Origin of the sequence: Paenibacillus foliorum (genome assembly GCF_013141765.1) — a bacterium.
Classification (GTDB): domain Bacteria; phylum Bacillota; class Bacilli; order Paenibacillales; family NBRC-103111; genus Paenibacillus_S; species Paenibacillus_S foliorum.
Genome location: NZ_WHOD01000050.1, coordinates 74,715 through 95,156, shown reverse-complemented (window position 1 = coordinate 95,156; position 20,442 = coordinate 74,715). Strand labels below are relative to the sequence as shown.

Below are 20,442 nucleotides of genomic sequence, written 5' to 3'. Positions count from 1 at the left end.
AAATGAACGGAGGTACTATTCTTGGAAACCAGTGTGCAAACCGCATATAAGGAAGAAATGCAACGATTAGAAGAAACGTTCTCGGAAATTGACCGACAGCTTACCGTGCTTAGAGATATTCCGCCTTACACAGGAACCGATCATACCGAACAGGTGCTTGATTCGATTCGTGAGACCCGACGCCACAATCTAGCAGTAGCACAAGTTGAACCTTACTTCGGCAGACTGGATTTTCATGAAACAGGCCAAAAAGAGCCTTCTCCTCTATATATAGGTAAGGTTGGCGTTGAGAAAGATCCCTCCCTTGAACTTATGGTTATCGATTGGCGTGCACCGGTAGCCAGCTTATTCTACTCTTATACAGGTGGAACTTCCCCTGTTGAATATGACTCCCCCGACGGCTTAGTTGAGGGGCTTGTTTACTTAAAACGAAATTTGGTTATCCGAAAGCAAATATTACAGCGTGTCGTTGATACGTTTAACCGAGAAGGCGACAGCATGGCGGTAACCGATGAATTCCTGCTGTATCGCTTAGGTGAGAACAAGGATAACAAACTGCGCGATATCGTTTCCACAATACAGTCCGAGCAAGATGCTATTATCCGTGCTGTCAAAAACAGCGCCCTCATTATCCAAGGCGTAGCAGGAAGCGGTAAGACGACTGTGGCTCTGCATAGACTCGCCTACTTGCTTTATCAATACCGAGATCAGGTCAAGGCTGAGCGCATGATTATTTTTGCCCCAAACCGGATGTTCCTTGATTACATTTCCGGAGTTCTACCTGAGCTTGGTGTTGGTCATATACAGCAAACAACCTTCTCCGATTGGGCGCTGGATCTGCTGGATAACGAAATGAAGCTGGCCGACCCGGCTGAAAGGCTCCGCTTCTGGTTTCAAACAGGGAGCTCGCGTCCACATATGGATGACAATGCTCCCGGGCGTTGGAAAGGTTCTATCCGATTCATGCACTGGTTGGACCAGGCTCTTGAGCAATATGAAGCTACCGCAGTCCCACAAGCGGATTTCAGCCCTTGGGACGGAGCCAAGCTTAGCAAGCAAACGATCCAGCAATGGCATGATGTGGAAAACAAGCATGAACCGTTAATGAAACGCAGAGAGCGAGTAATAGCGCGGATCAAACGTTGGATGGAAATGGAACTGGACAAAGTATGGGAAGTGCATCTGAAAAAAGACTATAAGAAGAAAGGCTCTGCAAAGCTCCGTGACTATAGCAAGCTATGGACTGGATATACACCGTTCAGCTTTTACAAGGAGCTATTCAAAAGTGCTTCGCGACCTTCCTTTCTGTCCGAACAGCTTTATTCAGAGCTTCCGGGTGAGCTAATAGCTTCAACAGAGGCTTACATGAAGAAAAAGTTGGTCCAGCCTGAAGATATGGCTCCCCTACTTTACATTCGTTCCAAGTTTCATGGCATTCATGGCGATCTGACCTTCGATCATACCGTGATTGACGAAGCCCAGGATTTCTCTCCTTTTCAAATTGCCTTGTTAAGCCAGCATACGAGAAATCAATCCTTTACAATATTAGGCGACTTATCCCAAGGGATTCACGATTATCAAGGAATTCGCAATTGGAAAGAGTTTACCGACCTTTTCGAGGATGGCAAAACAGCTTACTTCCAGTTAAACCGGAGCTACCGTTCAACGATGGAGATTATTTACTTCGCTAATGAAGTGCTGAAAAATGGTATTAAGGAGCCTGCCACCTTGGCAGTCCCTGTATTCCGCAGCGGTGATCCTGTTCAGATTGTTCAGATGAACGAAGCTGAGCTCATCAGTTCACTGAAAGCGGCTATTGAGCAGCTTCAGTCTGGTGTTGCTTCAACTGTTGCCGTTCTCGCCCGTACAGAGGCGCGTTGTGAAGCACTCTATAAGCAGCTGAGTGTTCACGGGATGCAAGTCAACCTCATTGCCGCAGGCCAGCAGCATTATAAAGGCGGAATCTCCATCGTGCCATCTTTTATGGCCAAGGGACTTGAATTCGATGCTGTCATCGTTGCCGATGTTGACGCGAATAACTACGCGGCTACTGAGCAGGATGCCAAGCTGCTGTACGTTGGCTGTACTCGTGCCTTGCATTCACTCCAGCTATGGTATGAGAATACACCGTCTCCATTGATTGCTTCAATTGAAGGCGACTTCGTCAGTCGGAAATAATTAGCCAATTTAACAACATAAACCCTTCAGACTCACGAAAAGTGATCTGAAGGGTTTCGTATTTTACTAGCTTATTTCCCCTTAAGAAGCCTGTTTTTTCCCCCTCAACATTGAAATAACAAGCAGAAGGATTGGAAAACAGACTCCCCATAAGAATGCATAGTTGTACCACATGGAAATCAATTCACTCATAAAGCTCCGATTTGGAACAAATAGAATAGAACCTACCAGAACGAGCATTGCCAATGGATAGGAGAAAAACTTATAATCTCTCCATTTTAAAGTAAGAGATAGGCCCACATTCGTAATATAGAAAAAGAGAATCATTCTAAAGAACACCGTTACAAACCAAATGAAGGTCATAAAAAACTCTACACGACTGCTATCAATTCGCTTGGCTAATTCAAAGGTTGGAAAAACGGAAAGAGCTGTTTGGGCGGGTCCAAGTACGAGGGTTGATAACAAAGTAAGGGTCAGCAGAAATAATCCGCTGGCCAATACAGCCATATACCACATTTTCCCAACCTTTTCTCCTTGCTTGATATGGCTTGTGATCATGAGAAAAATAATGCTCTCCATATAAGGGATCCCGATTTGGGGGAGGGCACCTTGAATGATGGATTTAATCCCGGTATCGAAGATCGGCAGGATGAAATCGATTTTCACTTCACTTAGCAATCCGATGCATAAAACAAAGAATAACAGGAACACCCAAGGGAAGAAGATCTCTGCCGCGTAAGCCGTTGTCCTTAGTCCAAGTTTGACTCCCATGATGACAACAAACAGAAACAGAAGATCGACCACACCAAGCGGAGTATCGGGAAGCATTACTGTTATAACGAAATCTCCCATGTTTCTTAAGACTAGTGCGGTAATAACGAAAGTATAAGTGGTGAAGAAAAGGAAGGATATTGCGGTTCCTAATCGTTTTCCAAATACCTCTTGAGTAATCTCAATCAGATTCTGTTCCGGAAACCGTTGATAGATCTTATAGACAAGCCAGGTGAGTCCTAAGCCTGCTGCTACCACCATTACGGCTGAAATCCAAGCATCCTGCTTAGCAGCCACAGTTAATACGGTTGGCATCACAAGCACCGCACTACCAATCATATGGAGAGTGATTAATATGAAGAATTGTCTCCCTTGCAGGTTCAATTTATATTGCATATCCTTCCCTCCTTTATGAGGATAACAGTTTGTCCATCCAGTCTTTAGCAGGTTGAAGGATCAGCATTAGCCCGTTCATTGGATTGGGAACATAATAATTGGAGCCGAGTAAAATACCAATAACATCGCTTATCAAAACGGCCAAGATCAGGAATCCCACCTCTTTCCAATACTTCTTTTTCCATAAAGATGGAACCTCTGTAAATGACAGAATGGTCAATAGAATTACCATAACCAGAGATGTTATTGTCAATTGTCATGACTCCTCCCTCTTCTTGGCCTGTAAAAAGGAATTGTTCGTGGTTCCCATCTCTCGGATTCTTACTTCAACATGATAATTCACTTCAACGGTCGGGAAAATTTGCCCCCATTGATCTTTATTCTTTTTCCAATATTCCTTGTCCGCCCGATGAATCGCATCCCCAAAGCCAAAGATATCGGACTTATACGTTTTCTGGACTTTTCGTATAGATGTATCCATAATTTGTATACTTGTCTCTGCTGCTAGTTCTTGAAGCTTCTGAATTTGCTTATCTTTACTAATATCGTAATTACATCCCACTTCACCAATATTCTCCAGATTTTTTACTGTAATATCAATTTCAGGCTTTCCATTTCTGACGGATCCTTTTATCTTGGTGGAGGAATTTAGGATTTCCATATTAATAATGCCATCACCACTTTCAGGACAGGGAATAGGTCCTACCGTTGATTTAACATTATCCGTTATATAATTGTATCCTTTGCTCTCCACTTCATTCAGCCATCCAATCAATCGATCTTCCTTAAATACAGCAAGGTTGGCGTACTGCAAGCGGGCTTCTGGCACAACCGAATTCAAGCTTTCCTTATTACTTCCTTTATCTGCATCCCCTAAGATTCTGATACCGCTAAGAACAGGCTGATGGCCATCGCTAAGAAAGTCATTAATAAAGTCATCAAGGTGAACGGCCTTGGTTGGAGCCCAGAGTCGCTCAGACGTCTTTAATGAGTTGAAGAGCTTACTAGCGGGAATTTGTTCAATAGGGGTTAGTACTTTCAATATGTTCTCAGCCCTATCCCCCTTGGCAACAGTCATGTAGAAATCAGAACGCAGTTCCCAGTCCCTTGACAGCAGATCGAGTGCTTGGGCAATTCCATCTCTCGCTAACTCTTCACCGATGATAAGTATTCTTAGATGGGAGGGGTAAATTCTGCGCGCAGACAGAGTTGTCATCCTTCGGACCGCTTCATAAATAGAGTCCGCCTCAGTATTATACAAAGTAACGGGAGCCCCCCCACCCCCACCTTTTTTGGAAGCTACTGCACCCGTGTCCACTACTTGTATGCTGAGCCTATATTTTGGCCCCACTTTATCTAATCCAATCCCGACCGCTATAGACAACTCATTTAATTCTCTACGGTTCCAACAACCAGATAAAATGAGCATTGACGTAATCAGGATCAGCAGCATACTAAGAGTCCGCCTAAGCCATCTCATCTTTGTACCTTGTTCTTGTCTGTTGTATTTTGTTGCTGACTACTGATGGGAGCGCGATAAAGCAAGTCCTGTTGGTTTCGCCAAATCATAGGTCCAAAGGAGGACATATAAGGAACCCCAAAGGAGCTCAAGCTGCTCAAGTGCAGAACTAAGGCAAATAACCCTACCATAATCCCATAAAGACCGAAACTGGCAGATAGAAACATAAAAGAGAATCGGAGCATCCTCACACTGGAGGAAAATGTATAGGAAGGGATAATGAAGGAAGATATTGCTGTAATCGCAACCACGACCACCATAGCACCAGATACAATTCCAGCTTCAACTGCGGACTGTCCAATGACCAATGTGCCAACTATGGATACGGTCTGACCAATGCCTCTCGGCATACGCAGCCCCGCTTCGCGCAGAATTTCAAATGAAACCTCCATCAAGAAGGCTTCTATAAATGCGGGAAAAGGGACTCCCTCCCTTTGGGAAGCCAAACTGAATAACAGCTCTGCAGGTAGCATTTCATGCTGGTAGGTGGTAATAGCTATATATAAGGAGGGTCCCAACAGAGCGATAAATAAACCGGTATATCGTAAAACCCTTATTAAAGTAGCGATATTCCATCTCTGATAATAATCATCGGATGATTGGAAATACTCCATAAACAAGGATGGAGCGGTTAAGACAAACGGAGTACCGTCTACGATAATCGCGAACCTGCCTTCCAGTAAAGTGGCAGCTACCACATCTGGCCGTTCCGTATTGAATACTCTCGGAAATGGGGAGTAATGCTTTTCCTCAAGGAACTCTTCCACATAACTGCTATCCAGCACTTTATCCAGATGGATACCATCCAATCTCGCTCGGACTTCCTCCAGCACCTCGTCTTGAATAATCCCTTCTACATATACCAACGCCAGCTTAGTTTGAGTATCTATACCTATAGTTCTTTCCTCAATTCGAAGATTTGGATTTCTAAGCCTCTTACGAATTAAGGAGGTATTAGTCCGGATATTTTCTGTAAAAGCTTCCTTCGGTCCCCGTATAACCACCTCGTTGGTGGGCTCAGTTATACTGCGATGTTCGGATTTGCTTAATCCCAGTGATAGCGCAGATGAGATACCATCCACTAACAAAAGCACATTTCCTGATAGGATGAATTCGTATAATTGTTTATAAGAACCTGCCGTTTTGATATCGCCTATAAGCAGTATCTCTTTGTGGATAATATCCAAAAGCTCTCCTTGTTCACCGGCTGCCCAGTAGCGGGACAAGTCATAAAGCATTAAAGGCTCCAGGATAAACTGTTGGATGGATTTTTGATCAGTTAACCCGTCGATATAAACAACTGCTGCTGAAAAACGAAAGTCTGGATCAAACGTAAATTCTCTAATGATCAAATCCCCGCTCTTACCTAAAGCCTGTTTGACTTCAATGAGATTTTGTTCCAATTGAGAGGATAGGTTACCAATAGGTTGTCTAGGATGACTTGTATCATTGGTCATGGTCTCACCCTTATCGTTTTTAACTCCTATTATTACCTTTTCAATGTAAGACAAACTTAGAGGATACAAATAATAAAATCCCTCTTCTGCCAGTAGCCTATGTTTTGGGCTATCTTGTGGCTGAAAAGGGATTTTAATTGATTTTACGTATGAGGGGCTTACTTTACTAATTCCTTCAATTCCTGTACGACGTACGCTTTATCGCCAGTCAATGCACCAACCAGGTTTTGTGCGGCTAGCATCGCCATGTCATAGCGGGTTTTTGTTGTAGCCGATCCGATATGCGGAAGCGTAACAACGTTGGACAGCTTAAGCAATGGATTATCTGGAGAAACCGGCTCCTGGTCGAAAACATCAAGACCCGCTCCACGAATCGTTCCATTCTGCAGTGCCTCAATCATAGCTTGCTCGTCAACCGTTTGGCCGCGTGAAGCGTTGATGAAGAATGCAGTTGGCTTCATCATTTCAAAATGTTCCTTGCGTATGTAGTGCTCCGTTTCAGGAGTAAGTGGTGTCATAAGCACGACAAAGTCGGACTCTTTAAGCACATCCTCTAGCGAACGGAATTGCGCACCATAGCGCTCCTCAGCCTCCGGCTTGCGACTACGGTTGTTATAGACCAGATTCATATCAAAGCCATGTACCGCACGTTTGGCAATAGCTTCACCGATCCTGCCCATACCGATGATTCCAATCGTAGCATGGTGGACATCCATCCCGAACCATTCATCTTCCTTACGGGCGCCACGCTTCCAATTGCCCTGCTTCACTTGAGCATCCAGCTCTGCTACTCTTCTGGCCGAGCTTAGTATTAAGGAGAACACAAGATCCGCAACCGTATCATCCAAAACGTAGGGGGTATGCGTACCGATTACTCCTCTAGCTTTCATGTCTTCAATATGAAAATGGTTATAACCTACGGAAGATGAGCTTACTACGCGCAGCTTAGGAGCTCTCTCCAACAATTCAGCGTTAATCTGCTCATTATTTACAAACAAGCCTTCATAATCCTTGATCATTTCCAGCAATTGAGGACGTGGAAGCAATCCTTCTCCATCCCAAACCGTACATTCGCAATGCTCATTTAAATAAGAAATAATAGCTTCTGGCAATTTTCGGTTAATGAGAACCTTCGGTTTACTTGACACGTCTATTCCTCCAACTGATAAATAATTATTTTACCGCTTCAGCGTTAACCGCTTGCTGCTCCGGACTTAAAACCTCATTCAAACTACCAGAACGATAACCCTTTAAATCCATTGTGATGTAAGCATATCCAATTTCTTTAAGCTTCGCATGAATGGTTTCAGCTACAGCAATTACTTCAGCCAATTCCGCCGCCGGAACCTCAATCCGCGCCAAGTTATCATGCTGACGGACACGCACCTGACGGAACCCTAACTGAATAAGAAAATCTTCGGCTTGATCAATCATAGATAGCTTTAAAGCCGTAATTGCTTCTCCATAAGGAATCCTTGAAGATAAACAAGCAAAGGATGGCTTATCCCATGTCCTCAACCCAAACTGGCGAGATAAATGACGGATTTCTGATTTTTTAATACCAGCCTCCAGCAGTGGCGCACGAACGCCTTGCTCATGAGCAGCCTGCAAGCCTGGACGGTGTTCTCCGAGATCATCTGCAATTGCGCCAAATATCACATGCTCAAAGCCACGCTCTTTGGCTATAGGAATCAAATGATCAAACAATGAATTTTTACAAAAATAGCAACGATTCGTTGGATTTTCCGCATATCCCGGAATGTCCAACTCGCTGGTATGAATGACTACATGCGGAGCTTGCAGCTCTTTCGCCAGTGCGATAGCTTCTTCCTTTTCCCTTACAGGGTAGGTTTCAGAATCGGCTGTAATGGCCAATACTCGCTCAGGTCCCAGAAACTCCAACGCTGCTTTTAACAGGAAAGCGCTGTCCACTCCGCCTGAAAAAGCAACAACAACCCGGTCCATTGACTTCAGGATGTCTCCTAGCTTTTCATACTTCTGTTCAATACTTTCCATATATATATCCCTCCTGAAGCTTTCTTATAAAGTGCTGCTCCATTGACGTTATTATTATAGTCCTTTTTTCCCGATAGAAAAAGAGGCTGTTAGCTAAACATCCTAAAATAGTAACTATTCACAGTCATTGTTGTCTAAAATGCTGCTCAAATTGATCTTTTGGTAAAGGTTTGCTGAAATAATACCCCTGTGCATGGCGGCAATCCTTATTGAGTAAAAAGCGCAAATCCTCCAAGGTTTCCACTCCTTCTGCCACTACCTCAAGCTTCAGATGATTCGCCATTGCAATGATGGTGCTTACGATTGCTGCATTGTCGGGGTCTTGGGTTATATCGCGAATAAAGGATTGGTCGATTTTGAGCTTATGGATGGGTATTTTTCTTAAGTATTGCAAGGAGCTATAACCTGTTCCAAAATCATCCATCGATATGCGAATACCCAAATCCTTAAGCTCATTCAGCTTACGAATGACCCTTTCGATATTATCCATCGCCATGCTCTCAGTTATCTCCAGCTCCAAATAACGTGGATCTAAGCCTGTTTCCTTAAGCGTCTTCACGATGTCACCGATTAAATTGTGCTTTTGAAACTGACGCAAGGATAAATTAACAGAGACTGTGATCGGCGGCATGCCTGCGTCCTGCCATTGTTTATTTTGCAAGCAGGCTGTACGAATCACCCAATCCCCGATAGGCACAATAAGTCCCGTCTCTTCGGCGAGCGGTATAAATTTTCCCGGCGGAACCATACCTCGCTCAGGATGATGCCACCGGATGAGCGCCTCCATGCCTATCAACTGATTGGTCTGAATATTATATTGCGGCTGATAATAGAGCTCGAACTCATCACGCTTCAAAGCTTTTCGCAAATCATATTCCAGCTCGAGTCGCTGGAGCGAGTCCGATGTAACATCATCTTGCTGCAATCGGTAAATGCCTTGGCCATTTTCCTTCTCCACTGTTTGAACAAGAGCCGCATGTCTCATGAGGCTGTCCATGTCCGTTCCATCCGTTGGAAATACAGCTAAACCAATATTCCCTACCACAACAAATTCCCTCTCTCTAACCATAAAAGGTGACAATAAATTCTGATGAAGCAGTCTCGTCTTTTCGATAATATCGGATGTATCCGCAAATCGTTTGTATATTACAGCAAACTCATGGTTCCCTATACGGCTGACCAAATGATCTCTACCCATCATCAGCTGCAGCCGCTCTCCAACCTGCTTAAGCAGAAGGTCACCCCAGTTATGTCCAAGCGAGTCATTAACAATATGGAGTCGGTCCAAGCCTATCAACAAAATAGCAAAAGAGACTGACTCGGTGTTTGCATTTCCGGCAGCGAGCATTTGAGCTAGTTGAATTTGAAACATAGTTCGGTTAGGCAAGCCCGTTAATGTGTCGTGGTACGCCATGTGCTCAATAAGCTGTACAGATCGTTTAAGTTCAGTAACATCCCTCAACACTACATAAGCTAAATTCAAGTGTTCCATCTGTTCTGGAATAAACCGGAGAGTTAATTGAATGGTATGCCCAGCGCGATGGCGGATATCCGCTTCCATATTACTGGATCTCCCCTGTAAAGCTCCCTCAAGATGGCGTGAGAACGAATCCCTATATGGCATATCCAACAGCTCATTGATCGAATGGTTCAACCAATAACCAGACTCCACTCCTGTTAATCTGCAGGATTCTTCATTCATTTGCCGTATGTTTCCTTGTGAGTCGAGCAGTATGACACCATCACCACTGAACATAAACAAAGGGTGTGACGCAACCGCTGCCAACATTACTGATTCATCCATGATGCTCTCTCCCCAACTGCTTCGCAAGGTTACAACTCCAATTAACACAATGCTATGATTACAATAACTAATGTTTTGGTATATTATACCACAATTTTTAATTAAAATTTAGTAAAATGTCGAATTATGGCATATCGTAATATTCACCCGCTTGACACTAATGGAAATGAATAAAACCGCCCGAAAATTACCCCTCGGACGGTTCATTTAATTTTAAGTGACTAGTAACTTATTTATTTACCCAGAATGAATAATAACATTCAATTATAGTAGATTCTCGATAGCATTTGTTAATTCTGCATCCTCAGGCGCAACTTTGCTCGAAAAGCGTCCAGCTATTGAACCATCTTTGGCAATCAGGAATTTCTCAAAGTTCCATTTAACATCGCCTGGCGGCTCTGACTGTTCAGTCAATAGCTTGTACAATGGATGCTTGTTATCACCCAAAATATCAACTTTATCTAGAACCTCAAAGGTTACGCCATAATTCAAGCTGCAAAACTCCTGAATTTCTTCTGATGTGCCTGGCTCTTGACCTCCAAAATCATTGCAAGGAACTCCCAGGATGACAAGCCCCTGGTCCTTATACTGCTGGTTTAGCTTTTCCAGTCCTGCATACTGCGGGGTAAACCCGCATTTGGATGCAACGTTCACAATCAGGAGAGCTTTCCCTTTAAAGTCGTTTAAGGTTTTGGTTCCACCGTCTGCGGTTTGCACGGAAATATCATAAATAGATGACATCAAAAAACCTCCTTAGAGTTTTGCTGGAATAAAACTACCATCGTAACCACCAACTGAGTTTGTGAAGAAAAAAGGACCTGTAAGGATGTGCTGATTTTTAGCACCTTAATCATACCATGGAAGTGTTTGGAATAAAAATACGGCATCGATTCGTATAAGCTGACCAATTTTGATACAATAGCTTTAAAAATTACTCATTTTGAAACTAGGGGGTTAGCGTATCGGTTTATCCTAGAACCGGCTTACGCGATTACATGTGATGAATGAAATTCAAACCATACAAAATAAATTAGAGCAGGCCTTCAAGCTGCTGGAGAGCCGTTTTCTTGAGCGCGAGGAGCTGATTAGGCTTCTGCTGCTTGGCTTGATGAGTAATGAGAATGTATTGTTAATCGGACCTCCAGGTACGGCAAAATCCCAGCTTGCAAGAGCTGTATCTCAGCTATGCGGAGGCGGACAATGGTACGACTATTTACTGACCCGCTTCACGACGCCTGATGAGCTATTCGGCCCCGTATCTTTACAGCAGCTTAAGCAGGATCAGTATGTTCGGAAAACAAACGGTTATTTGCCTTCGGCCGATTTTGCATTTTTGGATGAAATTTTCAAAGCTAACAGCGCCATCCTTAATGCCCTATTATCGATTCTAAATGAGCGTATCTTCTTCAATGGCCGTGAAAAGGAAAACGTGCCTCTTGTATTCCTCATGGCTGCATCGAATGAGCTGCCAGAGGAAAACGAACAGCTAACTGCGCTATATGATCGCTTTCTTATCCGGTATGAGGTCGGCTTTTTAAAGCAGATGTCTAGCTATGAACGAATGTTCCAGCTTCCGAATGAGCCGCTCCCTGCCTTAATCTCAACAAAGGATGTACTAACGGTACGTCAAGCAGCCGAGTTGGTAACCATCCCTGAATCCCTCATTTATATGGTCTATCAGCTAAAAACAGAGATGGAGACCAAGGAGTTTGTGCTCTCCGATCGCCGCTGGCGTAAGATTGGACATGTATGGAAAACTTCTGCCGCTCTAAATGGGCGCATGGCGGTTAATGTGTGGGATACCGTTTACACCCCTCATATGCTGTGGGATTTCCCAGAGGATTTGACCGTAATTCAGGAAATGTTTCAGAAACGGTTTCAAGATGCATTAAAGCAGGAATCGGAGCGTGAGCTTCCGTTAAGCACCTATGATCAAACCGCTAAACGCTGGCTGGATATGGAGGATGAGCTTCATTCCTTCCAATTCAAGAAGGAAGTCGGCGCCAAGCTGAGCAAGGACGCACAAGAGCAGACTAAGGAGCGTCTTGAGGAATGTCGGACTGAGCTTGAGGAAACCGCCAAACAGCTGCGCGGCAAACTAGTACAGTGGCAGCAGCGAGAGAAGGATCTGCCTGGATATATACGCAATCAAAACTTCTTATTGATGCACACCGACCAATATGCGGTCAAATACACTCATCTTCGTATCCAAGGCGAACGTATTTTGCAAACTATTCAAGGACTGTATCGTACACTGTTTGACCGAGAGATACCAGGCATACAGTACGATTACACACTTTGATTGAACCCCATCCAGAATACGGGCGGTGAGCGATAAATGATCATTCAATGCGCGAGAATCGATCGTTATATTTTTGACGGATATGTCCATTCCTCCCGTACCGCGCAGGAATGGATCCGTGAGGTGCAAGCCTCAACAGCTTGGTTTTCAGTTGAGCTGTTTGCCGACTTTTTCATGTGCTTCTATTTACCTCAACCGGAAATTGACCGTTCCAAGGATGCAGCTCCCTTTCACCGTTGGTTGATTGGGCAGCTGCGCAAGCAGTTTTTTTACTTGACCATTCATCCAAGAACCATAGGAGAAGTTAATGCATCCTTTAAAACTGCATTAAAGGCGCTAATGTGGCTAACCGCGAGCTATGCCGAGGAAGTAAAGCGACGCAAACAGGATGAGCAGCTGCTCACCGTTGGCTTGAATGAGAAAAAACAAATGCAAGGCCAGGAGAGCTCGCAAATTAACGAGCATCTGACAGAGAAGCAGATCGAGAAGCTGAAGCTGGTTGGCTATACCCTTCAGCAGGGAAAGCAGAATGTCGAAGAAAAGCAGGCAGGACTGGATTCCCGCCCTCTAGTAGAAGCGGAAATCATTCAGTTGAAGGAACGCATCAGAGCTCTCCAAGAGGAGGTACGCACGGATTTCCTCAAGCGGGATAAGGCGAAGCAGAAGCTTAAGAAAGCGGAGGTCGAGCTGGAGCAACGAGAACGGCAGCTGGAACGTTATACGAAACGTGAACGCGAAGCTTTCCGCCAGCTGGAAGAGCAGCTCGGTCAATGGTTAAGCCGCTCCTTAAAGGAAAGCTTAAGTCGTGAGGATCACGAAAGCTTAAACGTTCATGAGCTGCTGCAGGCTAGCCAGCGTATTGCTAACCGCAAATGGGGCAGTGATTTAGGGAGGCTGCATCGACAGGAATTTGCCAACTATATACAGTGGATCGACAAGCTGAAGCGGCATCCGGAGCTAATAGCCTTTCTCCAAGAAGTTGGCCGCAACTTGCAGCACTTGAAGGTGCAGCGGAGGAAAATACGCTCCCCTCATATCCCGGAAGCTTACGACGATCTCCGCCAATCCGGCGACATCTCGCATATGCTGGCCAGTGAAGCCAGTCTTCTGGCAGATGAAGACTATGAAATGTACTTTGCGGTTAAATGGCTGGACCGCAAGCTGCTGACCTACAACATATCGGGTTTTACAGACGAACCGCAAAAGGGTCCGGTCATCTGCATGCTCGATACCTCTCACTCCATGCGCGGCAGCAAGCTGCGGGTCGCGCAAATCTTTGTCGCCACCTTCGCCGCCTTCAGCTTACTGGAGCACCGCGACTTCGTGCTGCTGCTGTTCGGCGCGCGCGGTGAGCTCGTAGAGCAGCCGCTCTACTGGCGCAAGCCGAACTGGCCCGCGTTCTACGCGCTCACGCAGCTCGCCTTCGGCGGCGGCACTCACTTCGATGCGCCGATACGCCGCGGCATCGAGCTCGTGGAGGGGCATCCGCGTTTCACGGATGCCGATTTCGTAATGGTCACCGATGGCATCGGGACCATAAGCGCCGCGGTTCGGCAGCAATTGGCCGAACTCGGTGCGCGCAAGCAAGTGCGCCTGCACTCGCTTATCATTGGCAGCGCCCGCAGGCACTTAGTCAATCAATACGACATCCTTGGCGTATCTCATCAGGTTCGCTTTGCCGCTACGTGGGAGACTCAAGATACAGACAAAAACGAGCTGCTGCTTGATGTTTTCCGCAAAAGATAGAAAAACAGGTGCATCTGCCCGTTGGGATTTGCACCTGTTTTTTTGTTCGAACTCTTAGAAGATGGTTTCATCTTATCAAAACTTTAACTCTTTTTCTTAGGAATTGAGGTCGTCTTGTAACGCTCGCCCAGCTGGATTTTCGCCAAATACAGCACCTGACCCAAATGCTCCGAGAAATGAGTCGCACATCCGTTCACCACATCGAATACCGTCACTTGTCTGTCTCGAACCTGAACGGTCTCCAGCAGTCGATCCTCTCTCAGAGTTGAAACGGTCCGCATTAGCAGATCAAAGGAATTGTTAAAACGTTGAAGCAATTCTTCACTACTCAAATGAACACCATTTTCAAACTCCCCATCCCTATCACGGCGGTCCACGCCACCCAATACTGTCGCTTCGATACGTTGATGAATGTTACCTTCTATGTGCACGATAAGATTCGCAATGCTGTTGCTTTCTTCGTTTGGGCGCCAATTTAGCTGCTCCTCCTTTAACTGGGTGACGGCTTCGATCATCCGTCTCTGAATATCGATTAGTTTTGCTTCCCAATTCGCTTTTACTACTTCAAATAGACTTCCCACACACATCATCCCTCTCAACGAACTATCGATTAAATGGGCATACGGTTGACACTAACAAATTCCAATTGCGTTAAAGGAATTCCTTTTAAGCCTCATCGGATTTTCGAACTATTTTGTCTACAATCTGCTCTAAAGGCTCAGGCTGAAGCAGCTCTACAGGTAATATCCCCTTATCGAACATCAAATCTTCGCCTTCTATTACAACCACATAGCGATCACCAACCTTGGCAATATGCAACCGGTCACCGAAATCCGCCAATAATGCCTTAACGGACATATGCCCCACCTTGAGCTTCATTTCAATATCCGGCTTTTGCTCAATCATTACCGATGAAGCTTCCATTACCTGTTCGTGAGACCACTTTTCTTGAAGCTGTCGCTGCTCACTGCAAGCCCACAGCTCTACCTCCTCCAGCTCCTTCTCCTTACCTTCCGCATTATTCTCATAAACTTCCTCAATATATTGATGAACGAAGCCGAGAACCTGCTCATTCATGATCTCGGGCATCGATTTTTCATACTCTACATATTTCAAAAAGTCTTCAAAATAACGGGCATGAGAAGATTGGTGGATTTTGATTTCCCAAGGCTCCAAAGTCCCTTCTTCGGGCATATGCGGGTACATAATTGATTTCATATTTTTGGCATTAATCGCCATTTCAACTTTATTTAAAAGACTTCGCTCATCGGTGATGCGGGCAATTTTTTGTTCAAAGTCGCATTTGAGCACAAAAATAAAAGGTTCATCAAACAGTTTCTCATGCTTAGCCCGAACGATAAACACCGCTCCACCGCGTATCGCGCTAGTATCCATATAGGCTTGTACTAACGAGTCGGCATATTCCATGTATAAGTCCTTTGTTTCGGCTGTGCGCAAACGCGCAAATAAATTGTAGTTAGGATTGCTGTCCAAGTCATAGCCCGGCTCAACTGCAAATCGTCCGATCTTGGTCGGAACCTGCTCTGCCTTGGGATTGCGTTCAGCCGCACGTTTAGCGGTCTTAGTAAACTCCCCACCCAGAAACGAGCTGAGCTCACTCTCTGTATAATCATCCCCATCTAAGGTCTGGTAGTGCTTGCAGCGCTTGCCTCCCTGACCTTCCTCCCCATCAACCTGAATGACAAAAAAAGAAATGTATTCAACGACAAACTTCATTCTATAAAACTCCCCTATGCTTATGAAGATAACTAGTATGACAGCAAAAACCCACCCCATAGGCTATGAACAGCCTCCAAGGTGGGTTCTCTTTTATCGTAACACAGGTTCAAAAAAGCGGCAATCATTCACTGTTGGAAAAAACAGATTTACGCCTCTAACCTACAAAATCACACCGCAAGCAATCCTTGCTCCGGAATTTCCGGATGGATCTGTTTTGTAGTCGTCAGCAGCCTCATGAATAACTAAGGCAGTACCACCTGGCTTCAACAGTGAGTTGGCTTTGTCCTTAGCCAGCGTTACCTTCTTGTCTATCAATTCTGCTTTCCCCTTGCCGTCGGAGCCTATCTCCAGATTTAGAAGATCTCCTGCATGGTAACCTTCCGGATTTTCAAATCCATGCTTTTTCCCTTCCGGGTTAAAATGTTCACCAGCTGATTTGAAATCAGGGGCTGTACAAACTCCCGTTTGATGAATGTGGATACCATGAATACCTGACGGAAGGCCTGATACCTCAACCTGCAGCCTAACACCCTCGGCAGCTTCAGACAATACTGCTGTACCGACCTTTGCTCCCTTACTGTCCATAATGTCAATCCGTTTTACAACAGCTGCGGGTTCTTTCGAAGCAGCTTCGGCTGAAGCTGCGGGAGCGGGGCTTCCTTGGCTTTCGCTTACATTATGCTGAGGATGTGCTGTTGCAGAAGAACCACGAGTTACTACGGTTGGCTGAGTTGCTCCCCACTCACAAGACGATAACAGCAGCATGAAGCTGATGCCTAGAGCTCCTTGACTTATCAATTTGTTCATCTGATGTCCCTCCAAAAGGTAAATGGTTCAAACTAACAACTACCATTGTTTCCTTTTGAAGAAGAGTTAAACCCAAATCAGAATTAATAATTCATCCTTAGACTATCTATAAAAGGATTTCGCCATTCCATAAGCATTGCATAATTCAAGGATTCCTCGTCTTCGAGATAACCTTGAACCAGCTTAACCGGCATTCGACCGCATCGCATAAGGAAAGTAAGCACAGGATCCTTCAATCTTCCTTCAACTACGGCAGCTGTATATTGTTCTGCTGTCATCCTGTCAGCATACTTACTATAACCTGGAATTCGCCCACCACCTAGCAAACGCTTCAGATTTAGCGCAATCACCACTTCATACATAGACTGCATCAGCAGTTTACCAAGACCCAACTTCCGGTAAGCAGGGATTGCACAAATGTCTACGATATAAAGTGTATCGCCTGATGGATTGTGATTGCGGATATAACCACAATCCGTAATTTCTTCCCAAGTATGATCCGCATGTTCAGGTTCAAAATTCACCAGCAGTCCCGTAATGGAGGCAACCGGTTTACCTTCGATCTCTACACATAGAGCTCCCTCGGGGAAAAGCGTAGTATGATTCATCAATTGTTCTTCGTTCCACCAGAGCTCCGACGGGAATGGGGGTGGAAAGCTTTGCTGCTGAATAGCTATCAAATCCGTAAAATCATATTTGGTATATGACCTTACAAGGGCTTTTACAGGCTGATCCTGCTCAAAGACATACAATTCCTTGCTATACAAATACTCTGACAAAGGATTTCCCCCTCAAGAGTTTCACATACTGAACTGCTTAGCTCCAATCCGTATATAAGTCCGTCCGACGATCACGCCAGGTAGTAACCGAGCCTTTATCCCGCACCTCATGCAGCAAGCTTAAATCCAAATCCGCTGTTATGATCATATCATGATTGATTTCACCTGCAGCTAGAATACCGCCTGGAGGAAAGGGTACATCATTTGGCGTAATGACAGCCGCTTGACCATAGTTGCCTCTCATAAAATCAACCGTCGGTAAAGAACCAATAGTACCTGTCGTCACCACATATACTTGGTTTTCAATCGTACGTGCATGACAGGTATAACGAACACGATGAAAGCCATGTTGATCATCCGTACAGGATGGGCAGAAAATAACGTCTGCACCACGAGCCCTCGCCATACGCACAATCTCTGGAAACTCGATATCGTAACAGATGAGAATAGCAATTCGGCCTTTAACCGTATCGAATATTTGAAGATCCGCTCCAGCAGCCATATTCCATCCCTTAACTTCTGCCGGCGTTATATGCAGCTTCCGCTGCTCGGCGATTGTACCATCTGGATAAAATAGGAAGGCCGTATTATACAGTCTGCCTTGATCTTTAATAATATGTGTCCCGCCAATGATGTGAATACCCGTGCTTTGAGCCAGGTTTGTGAACAATCGTTTATATCGGCCCGTAAAATCCGGTAATTCATCAATGGTTAAGGCAGCAGGATGATTTTCCCCACCGCCAATGGACATTAGCTGAGTTGTAAAAAGCTCGGGAAACAGCACAAAATCAGTTTCGAATTCCTCTGCCGTTTTTACATAATGCGTAACTTGGGCTGCAAATTCTTCAAAGCTGTGAATGGTATGTAAATGATACTGGACTGCCGACACACGTAATTTCATGGTTTACCTCCTGCTATAAGTAAGCTGTTATGAATAATGCTCTTTTGATATTTGTTCCGCCATTATATCAACCTCTGTCTTATGATCCGTTGCGTCTACCTTATCCGGATTCATTCCCGTTTCCTTTTGTACATCTGTACGAAGTTCTTCAATCGGTTCAAAAAATAAAATATGAGGTTTTTTCAAGCACCAAGTAGTCATACACCTTTGGTTGCTGACATTCACTGTCTTAAGCGGCTCCAACAGTATTCCCTGCAGCTTGTCCGTCATTTTCATCAATCTTTCTTCATCTACGAGAAAACGTTCGCTCCCATCCGGCAGCTTAAAGCGTTGATTTCCAAGCGGCTCCACTTTATCCTCAATGCCAATAGAGGAAGCCAGCCTAGCGAACAATAGACCCCCTGGGCGAAGCACCCGCCATAACTCCTGAACCATTTGCTGAAAGTTCGCTTCGCTCTCTGCAAAATGCAATACAGCATTACTGATTACAACATCAAAGCTGTCGTTAGCAAAGCTCATCTTCTCAACAGATTCCACACGAGCCTGCTCATCTGTCCATTCAGACGCCAGCCTTGCAGCTAGCTTTCTCACTTCCAATATGGCATCTTCAGAGTGGTCTACAGCATATGCCCGATACCCGCTGCGTAAAAAGTAAACCAGATTTCGTCCAGTGCCGCAGCCTGCGTCAAGGATTCGCTGCCCCGGGCTTATTCGACCTTTAAGCAGTTGATCGAATAAATAAATGTCGATATTGCCAAACAGCTCACGAGGATCCATCTTACCTATCAGCTCTTTTCCGTTTACAAATCATAACTATTTTGTGCAGCTAGTATACCATCAAAAATCTATTTAAACCATTCATTCGAATAGGATTGGGTATACTTATCAAAAAAATGAGAAAGGACAGATCGCGCAAAAACAAACCTTAACAACCACACACTTAAGTGAGATTGAAGGTTTGATAGTTGCAAGTACATAGAGGTGGCCTATCGGTTGCTTCCGGACTCGAATAGCAGATTGAGTTTGTGCATAATTAGGATGTCCTCGCAGTCTACTTGTGCAATCACGGGGCATGAAGGCGCCAATGATTAGATGGCTGGTGAATTTCTAGCCGCATACTGTGGCCGAAGCACTGAGATAATTGACCAGCTGGGGACTGAAGAAAACTCCAGCTGACCTTTTAATGCGAATATCCACCATTACCCGCATCCCCCTGAAAGAATTGCTTTAATGGCACCATAGATTCATTCGGAACATAATATTTAAACGGATTGTCATCTATAACACCTAACAGCTGCTTCCGAATAGGAGTAGCATTCTTTAGCAGGCTATCTGAAGCTGTCCGGTAATCAATCGGCCGCATCCAGATCGGGCTGTAGCCGAGAAATAACTGCCTGCGGGTAAAGCTTGAATGATTAGGAGCTCCGGCATGCCATAAATTTTGAGCAAAAACAAACACATCACCAGGCTTTCCGCACACTTGTACCTCGCCTGATACGGAATCTCGCACATCCTGCTTGTCGGGCTTAAAAGGCTTATTATGGGAGCCTGGAATAATCTTTGTATTGCCGCGATTCGGCTCAGACATATCGCTCAAAATGTAGCAGGTCTTGATGTAATAGGTTGAGGTTATGTCATTAATCTGCGGGAATTGCGGGTGCGGCCCGTCCTGATGCCAATTTATAAAGCTATGTGATTCCGTTGCAACATCCTGCGGATTTGGTTTACGAATGGTAAGATGGGAAATATGCAGCTGGATGTTGAATCCAAGTAAGTTCACCATCAACGGCAAAAGCGTCGGTTCATCTATTAAAGAAGCAATTTCCTCGTGACGCTCTACACTGTTGTAAATATTATGCGCCAATGAGTCCTGCTCCTGTTCTACAATCTCATCAATAGCTGCATTCAGCCGGTCAACCTTCTCAGGAGTCAGCACATTACGAAGCAGCAGATAGCCTTGTTCATTAAACTCTTTTATTAATTCGGGCACGTTCAAGCTGTTTGTGTCCTCGGTCATTAGATCATC

18 protein-coding genes are annotated in these 20,442 nt (G+C 44.9%); 3 read left to right on the top strand and 15 right to left on the bottom strand.

From position 1 onward, the window contains the following. Positions 1–21: 21 nt before the first annotated feature. Entirely contained in the window at positions 22–2,178 is a 2,157-nt protein-coding gene (locus GC093_RS11655; RefSeq protein WP_171652050.1) for a HelD family protein, read from the top strand. 81 nt (positions 2,179–2,259) lie between these two features. Here the strand turns inward: GC093_RS11655 and GC093_RS11650 are convergent, their stop codons facing one another. The 8 genes from GC093_RS11650 to GC093_RS11615 form a co-directional block, all read right to left on the bottom strand. After that, positions 2,260–3,345: a GerAB/ArcD/ProY family transporter gene (locus tag GC093_RS11650; protein ID WP_171652049.1), complete on the bottom strand. Its 1,086-nt coding sequence runs from the start codon at positions 3,343–3,345 to the stop codon at positions 2,260–2,262. A gap of 13 nt (positions 3,346–3,358) precedes the next feature. After that, positions 3,359–3,598 carry a hypothetical protein gene (locus GC093_RS11645; protein WP_171652048.1) on the bottom strand — a complete coding sequence of 80 codons (240 nt, stop codon included), beginning with the start codon at positions 3,596–3,598 and terminating at the stop codon, positions 3,359–3,361. Between the two features lie 3 nt (positions 3,599–3,601). Continuing rightward, entirely contained in the window at positions 3,602–4,798 is a 1,197-nt protein-coding gene (locus GC093_RS11640) for a Ger(x)C family spore germination protein (protein WP_246314050.1), read from the bottom strand. Between the two features lie 23 nt (positions 4,799–4,821). Then, positions 4,822–6,321, bottom strand: a complete 1,500-nt coding sequence (locus GC093_RS11635) for a spore germination protein (RefSeq protein ID WP_171652046.1) — start codon at positions 6,319–6,321, stop codon at positions 4,822–4,824. A gap of 158 nt (positions 6,322–6,479) precedes the next feature. Continuing rightward, positions 6,480–7,469, bottom strand: coding sequence for a 2-hydroxyacid dehydrogenase (locus GC093_RS11630; RefSeq protein ID WP_312886508.1), 990 nt, complete (start codon positions 7,467–7,469; stop codon positions 6,480–6,482). A gap of 25 nt (positions 7,470–7,494) precedes the next feature. Then, the gene (larE, locus tag GC093_RS11625) at positions 7,495–8,337 is read right to left on the bottom strand and encodes an ATP-dependent sacrificial sulfur transferase LarE (protein WP_171652045.1); all 843 of its coding nucleotides are present in this window, start codon (positions 8,335–8,337) and stop codon (positions 7,495–7,497) included. Positions 8,338–8,461: 124 nt separating this feature from the next. Beyond that, positions 8,462–10,141 (bottom strand): putative bifunctional diguanylate cyclase/phosphodiesterase, encoded by a 1,680-nt coding sequence (locus GC093_RS11620; RefSeq protein WP_171652044.1) that lies wholly within the window; start codon positions 10,139–10,141, stop codon positions 8,462–8,464. Positions 10,142–10,405: 264 nt separating this feature from the next. Then, positions 10,406–10,882, bottom strand: coding sequence for a glutathione peroxidase (locus tag GC093_RS11615; protein WP_171652043.1), 477 nt, complete (start codon positions 10,880–10,882; stop codon positions 10,406–10,408). A 259-nt stretch (positions 10,883–11,141) separates the two neighbouring features. Here GC093_RS11615 and GC093_RS11610 point away from each other — a divergent pair, with 259 nt between their 5' ends. Both GC093_RS11610 and GC093_RS11605 read left to right on the top strand, forming a co-directional pair. Next, a complete protein-coding gene (locus tag GC093_RS11610; RefSeq protein ID WP_171652042.1) occupies positions 11,142–12,443 on the top strand; it encodes an AAA family ATPase in 1,302 nt (433 codons plus the stop codon). 36 nt (positions 12,444–12,479) lie between these two features. Then, the gene (locus GC093_RS11605) at positions 12,480–14,189 is read left to right on the top strand and encodes a hypothetical protein (RefSeq protein WP_171652041.1); all 1,710 of its coding nucleotides are present in this window, start codon (positions 12,480–12,482) and stop codon (positions 14,187–14,189) included. A gap of 83 nt (positions 14,190–14,272) precedes the next feature. Here GC093_RS11605 and GC093_RS11600 read toward each other — a convergent pair whose 3' ends face one another. The 7 genes from GC093_RS11600 to GC093_RS11570 form a co-directional block, all read right to left on the bottom strand. After that, entirely contained in the window at positions 14,273–14,770 is a 498-nt protein-coding gene (locus GC093_RS11600) for a DUF1572 family protein (protein ID WP_171652040.1), read from the bottom strand. A gap of 85 nt (positions 14,771–14,855) precedes the next feature. Then, entirely contained in the window at positions 14,856–15,926 is a 1,071-nt protein-coding gene (locus tag GC093_RS11595; RefSeq protein WP_171652039.1) for a DUF3900 domain-containing protein, read from the bottom strand. 162 nt (positions 15,927–16,088) lie between these two features. Next, entirely contained in the window at positions 16,089–16,736 is a 648-nt protein-coding gene (locus GC093_RS11590) for a superoxide dismutase family protein (RefSeq protein WP_171652038.1), read from the bottom strand. A gap of 83 nt (positions 16,737–16,819) precedes the next feature. Next, positions 16,820–17,503, bottom strand: coding sequence for a GNAT family N-acetyltransferase (locus GC093_RS11585; RefSeq protein WP_171652061.1), 684 nt, complete (start codon positions 17,501–17,503; stop codon positions 16,820–16,822). 49 nt (positions 17,504–17,552) lie between these two features. Further along, positions 17,553–18,416, bottom strand: a complete 864-nt coding sequence (locus GC093_RS11580) for a carbon-nitrogen hydrolase family protein (protein WP_171652037.1) — start codon at positions 18,414–18,416, stop codon at positions 17,553–17,555. Positions 18,417–18,443: 27 nt separating this feature from the next. Further along, positions 18,444–19,193 carry a class I SAM-dependent methyltransferase gene (locus GC093_RS11575; RefSeq protein WP_171652036.1) on the bottom strand — a complete coding sequence of 250 codons (750 nt, stop codon included), beginning with the start codon at positions 19,191–19,193 and terminating at the stop codon, positions 18,444–18,446. Positions 19,194–19,596: 403 nt separating this feature from the next. Continuing rightward, positions 19,597–20,433: a phytanoyl-CoA dioxygenase family protein gene (locus GC093_RS11570; protein WP_171652035.1), complete on the bottom strand. Its 837-nt coding sequence runs from the start codon at positions 20,431–20,433 to the stop codon at positions 19,597–19,599. Positions 20,434–20,442 lie beyond the last annotated feature (9 nt).

Coding starts and splice junctions, on each gene's coding strand:
- GC093_RS11650 (WP_171652049.1), bottom strand. CDS start 3,345: ATGCAATATAAATTGAACCTGCAAGGGAGACAATTCTTCATATTAATC.
- GC093_RS11640 (WP_246314050.1), bottom strand. CDS start 4,798: ATGCTGCTGATCCTGATTACGTCAATGCTCATTTTATCTGGTTGTTGG.
- GC093_RS11635 (WP_171652046.1), bottom strand. CDS start 6,321: ATGACCAATGATACAAGTCATCCTAGACAACCTATTGGTAACCTATCC.
- larE (WP_171652045.1), bottom strand. CDS start 8,337: ATGGAAAGTATTGAACAGAAGTATGAAAAGCTAGGAGACATCCTGAAG.
- GC093_RS11620 (WP_171652044.1), bottom strand. CDS start 10,141: ATGGATGAATCAGTAATGTTGGCAGCGGTTGCGTCACACCCTTTGTTT.
- GC093_RS11615 (WP_171652043.1), bottom strand. CDS start 10,882: ATGTCATCTATTTATGATATTTCCGTGCAAACCGCAGACGGTGGAACC.
- GC093_RS11610 (WP_171652042.1), top strand. CDS start 11,142: ATGAATGAAATTCAAACCATACAAAATAAATTAGAGCAGGCCTTCAAG.
- GC093_RS11605 (WP_171652041.1), top strand. CDS start 12,480: ATGATCATTCAATGCGCGAGAATCGATCGTTATATTTTTGACGGATAT.
- GC093_RS11595 (WP_171652039.1), bottom strand. CDS start 15,926: ATGAAGTTTGTCGTTGAATACATTTCTTTTTTTGTCATTCAGGTTGAT.
- GC093_RS11590 (WP_171652038.1), bottom strand. CDS start 16,736: ATGAACAAATTGATAAGTCAAGGAGCTCTAGGCATCAGCTTCATGCTG.
- GC093_RS11580 (WP_171652037.1), bottom strand. CDS start 18,416: ATGAAATTACGTGTGTCGGCAGTCCAGTATCATTTACATACCATTCAC.
- GC093_RS11575 (WP_171652036.1), bottom strand. CDS start 19,193: ATGGATCCTCGTGAGCTGTTTGGCAATATCGACATTTATTTATTCGAT.
- GC093_RS11570 (WP_171652035.1), bottom strand. CDS start 20,433: ATGACCGAGGACACAAACAGCTTGAACGTGCCCGAATTAATAAAAGAG.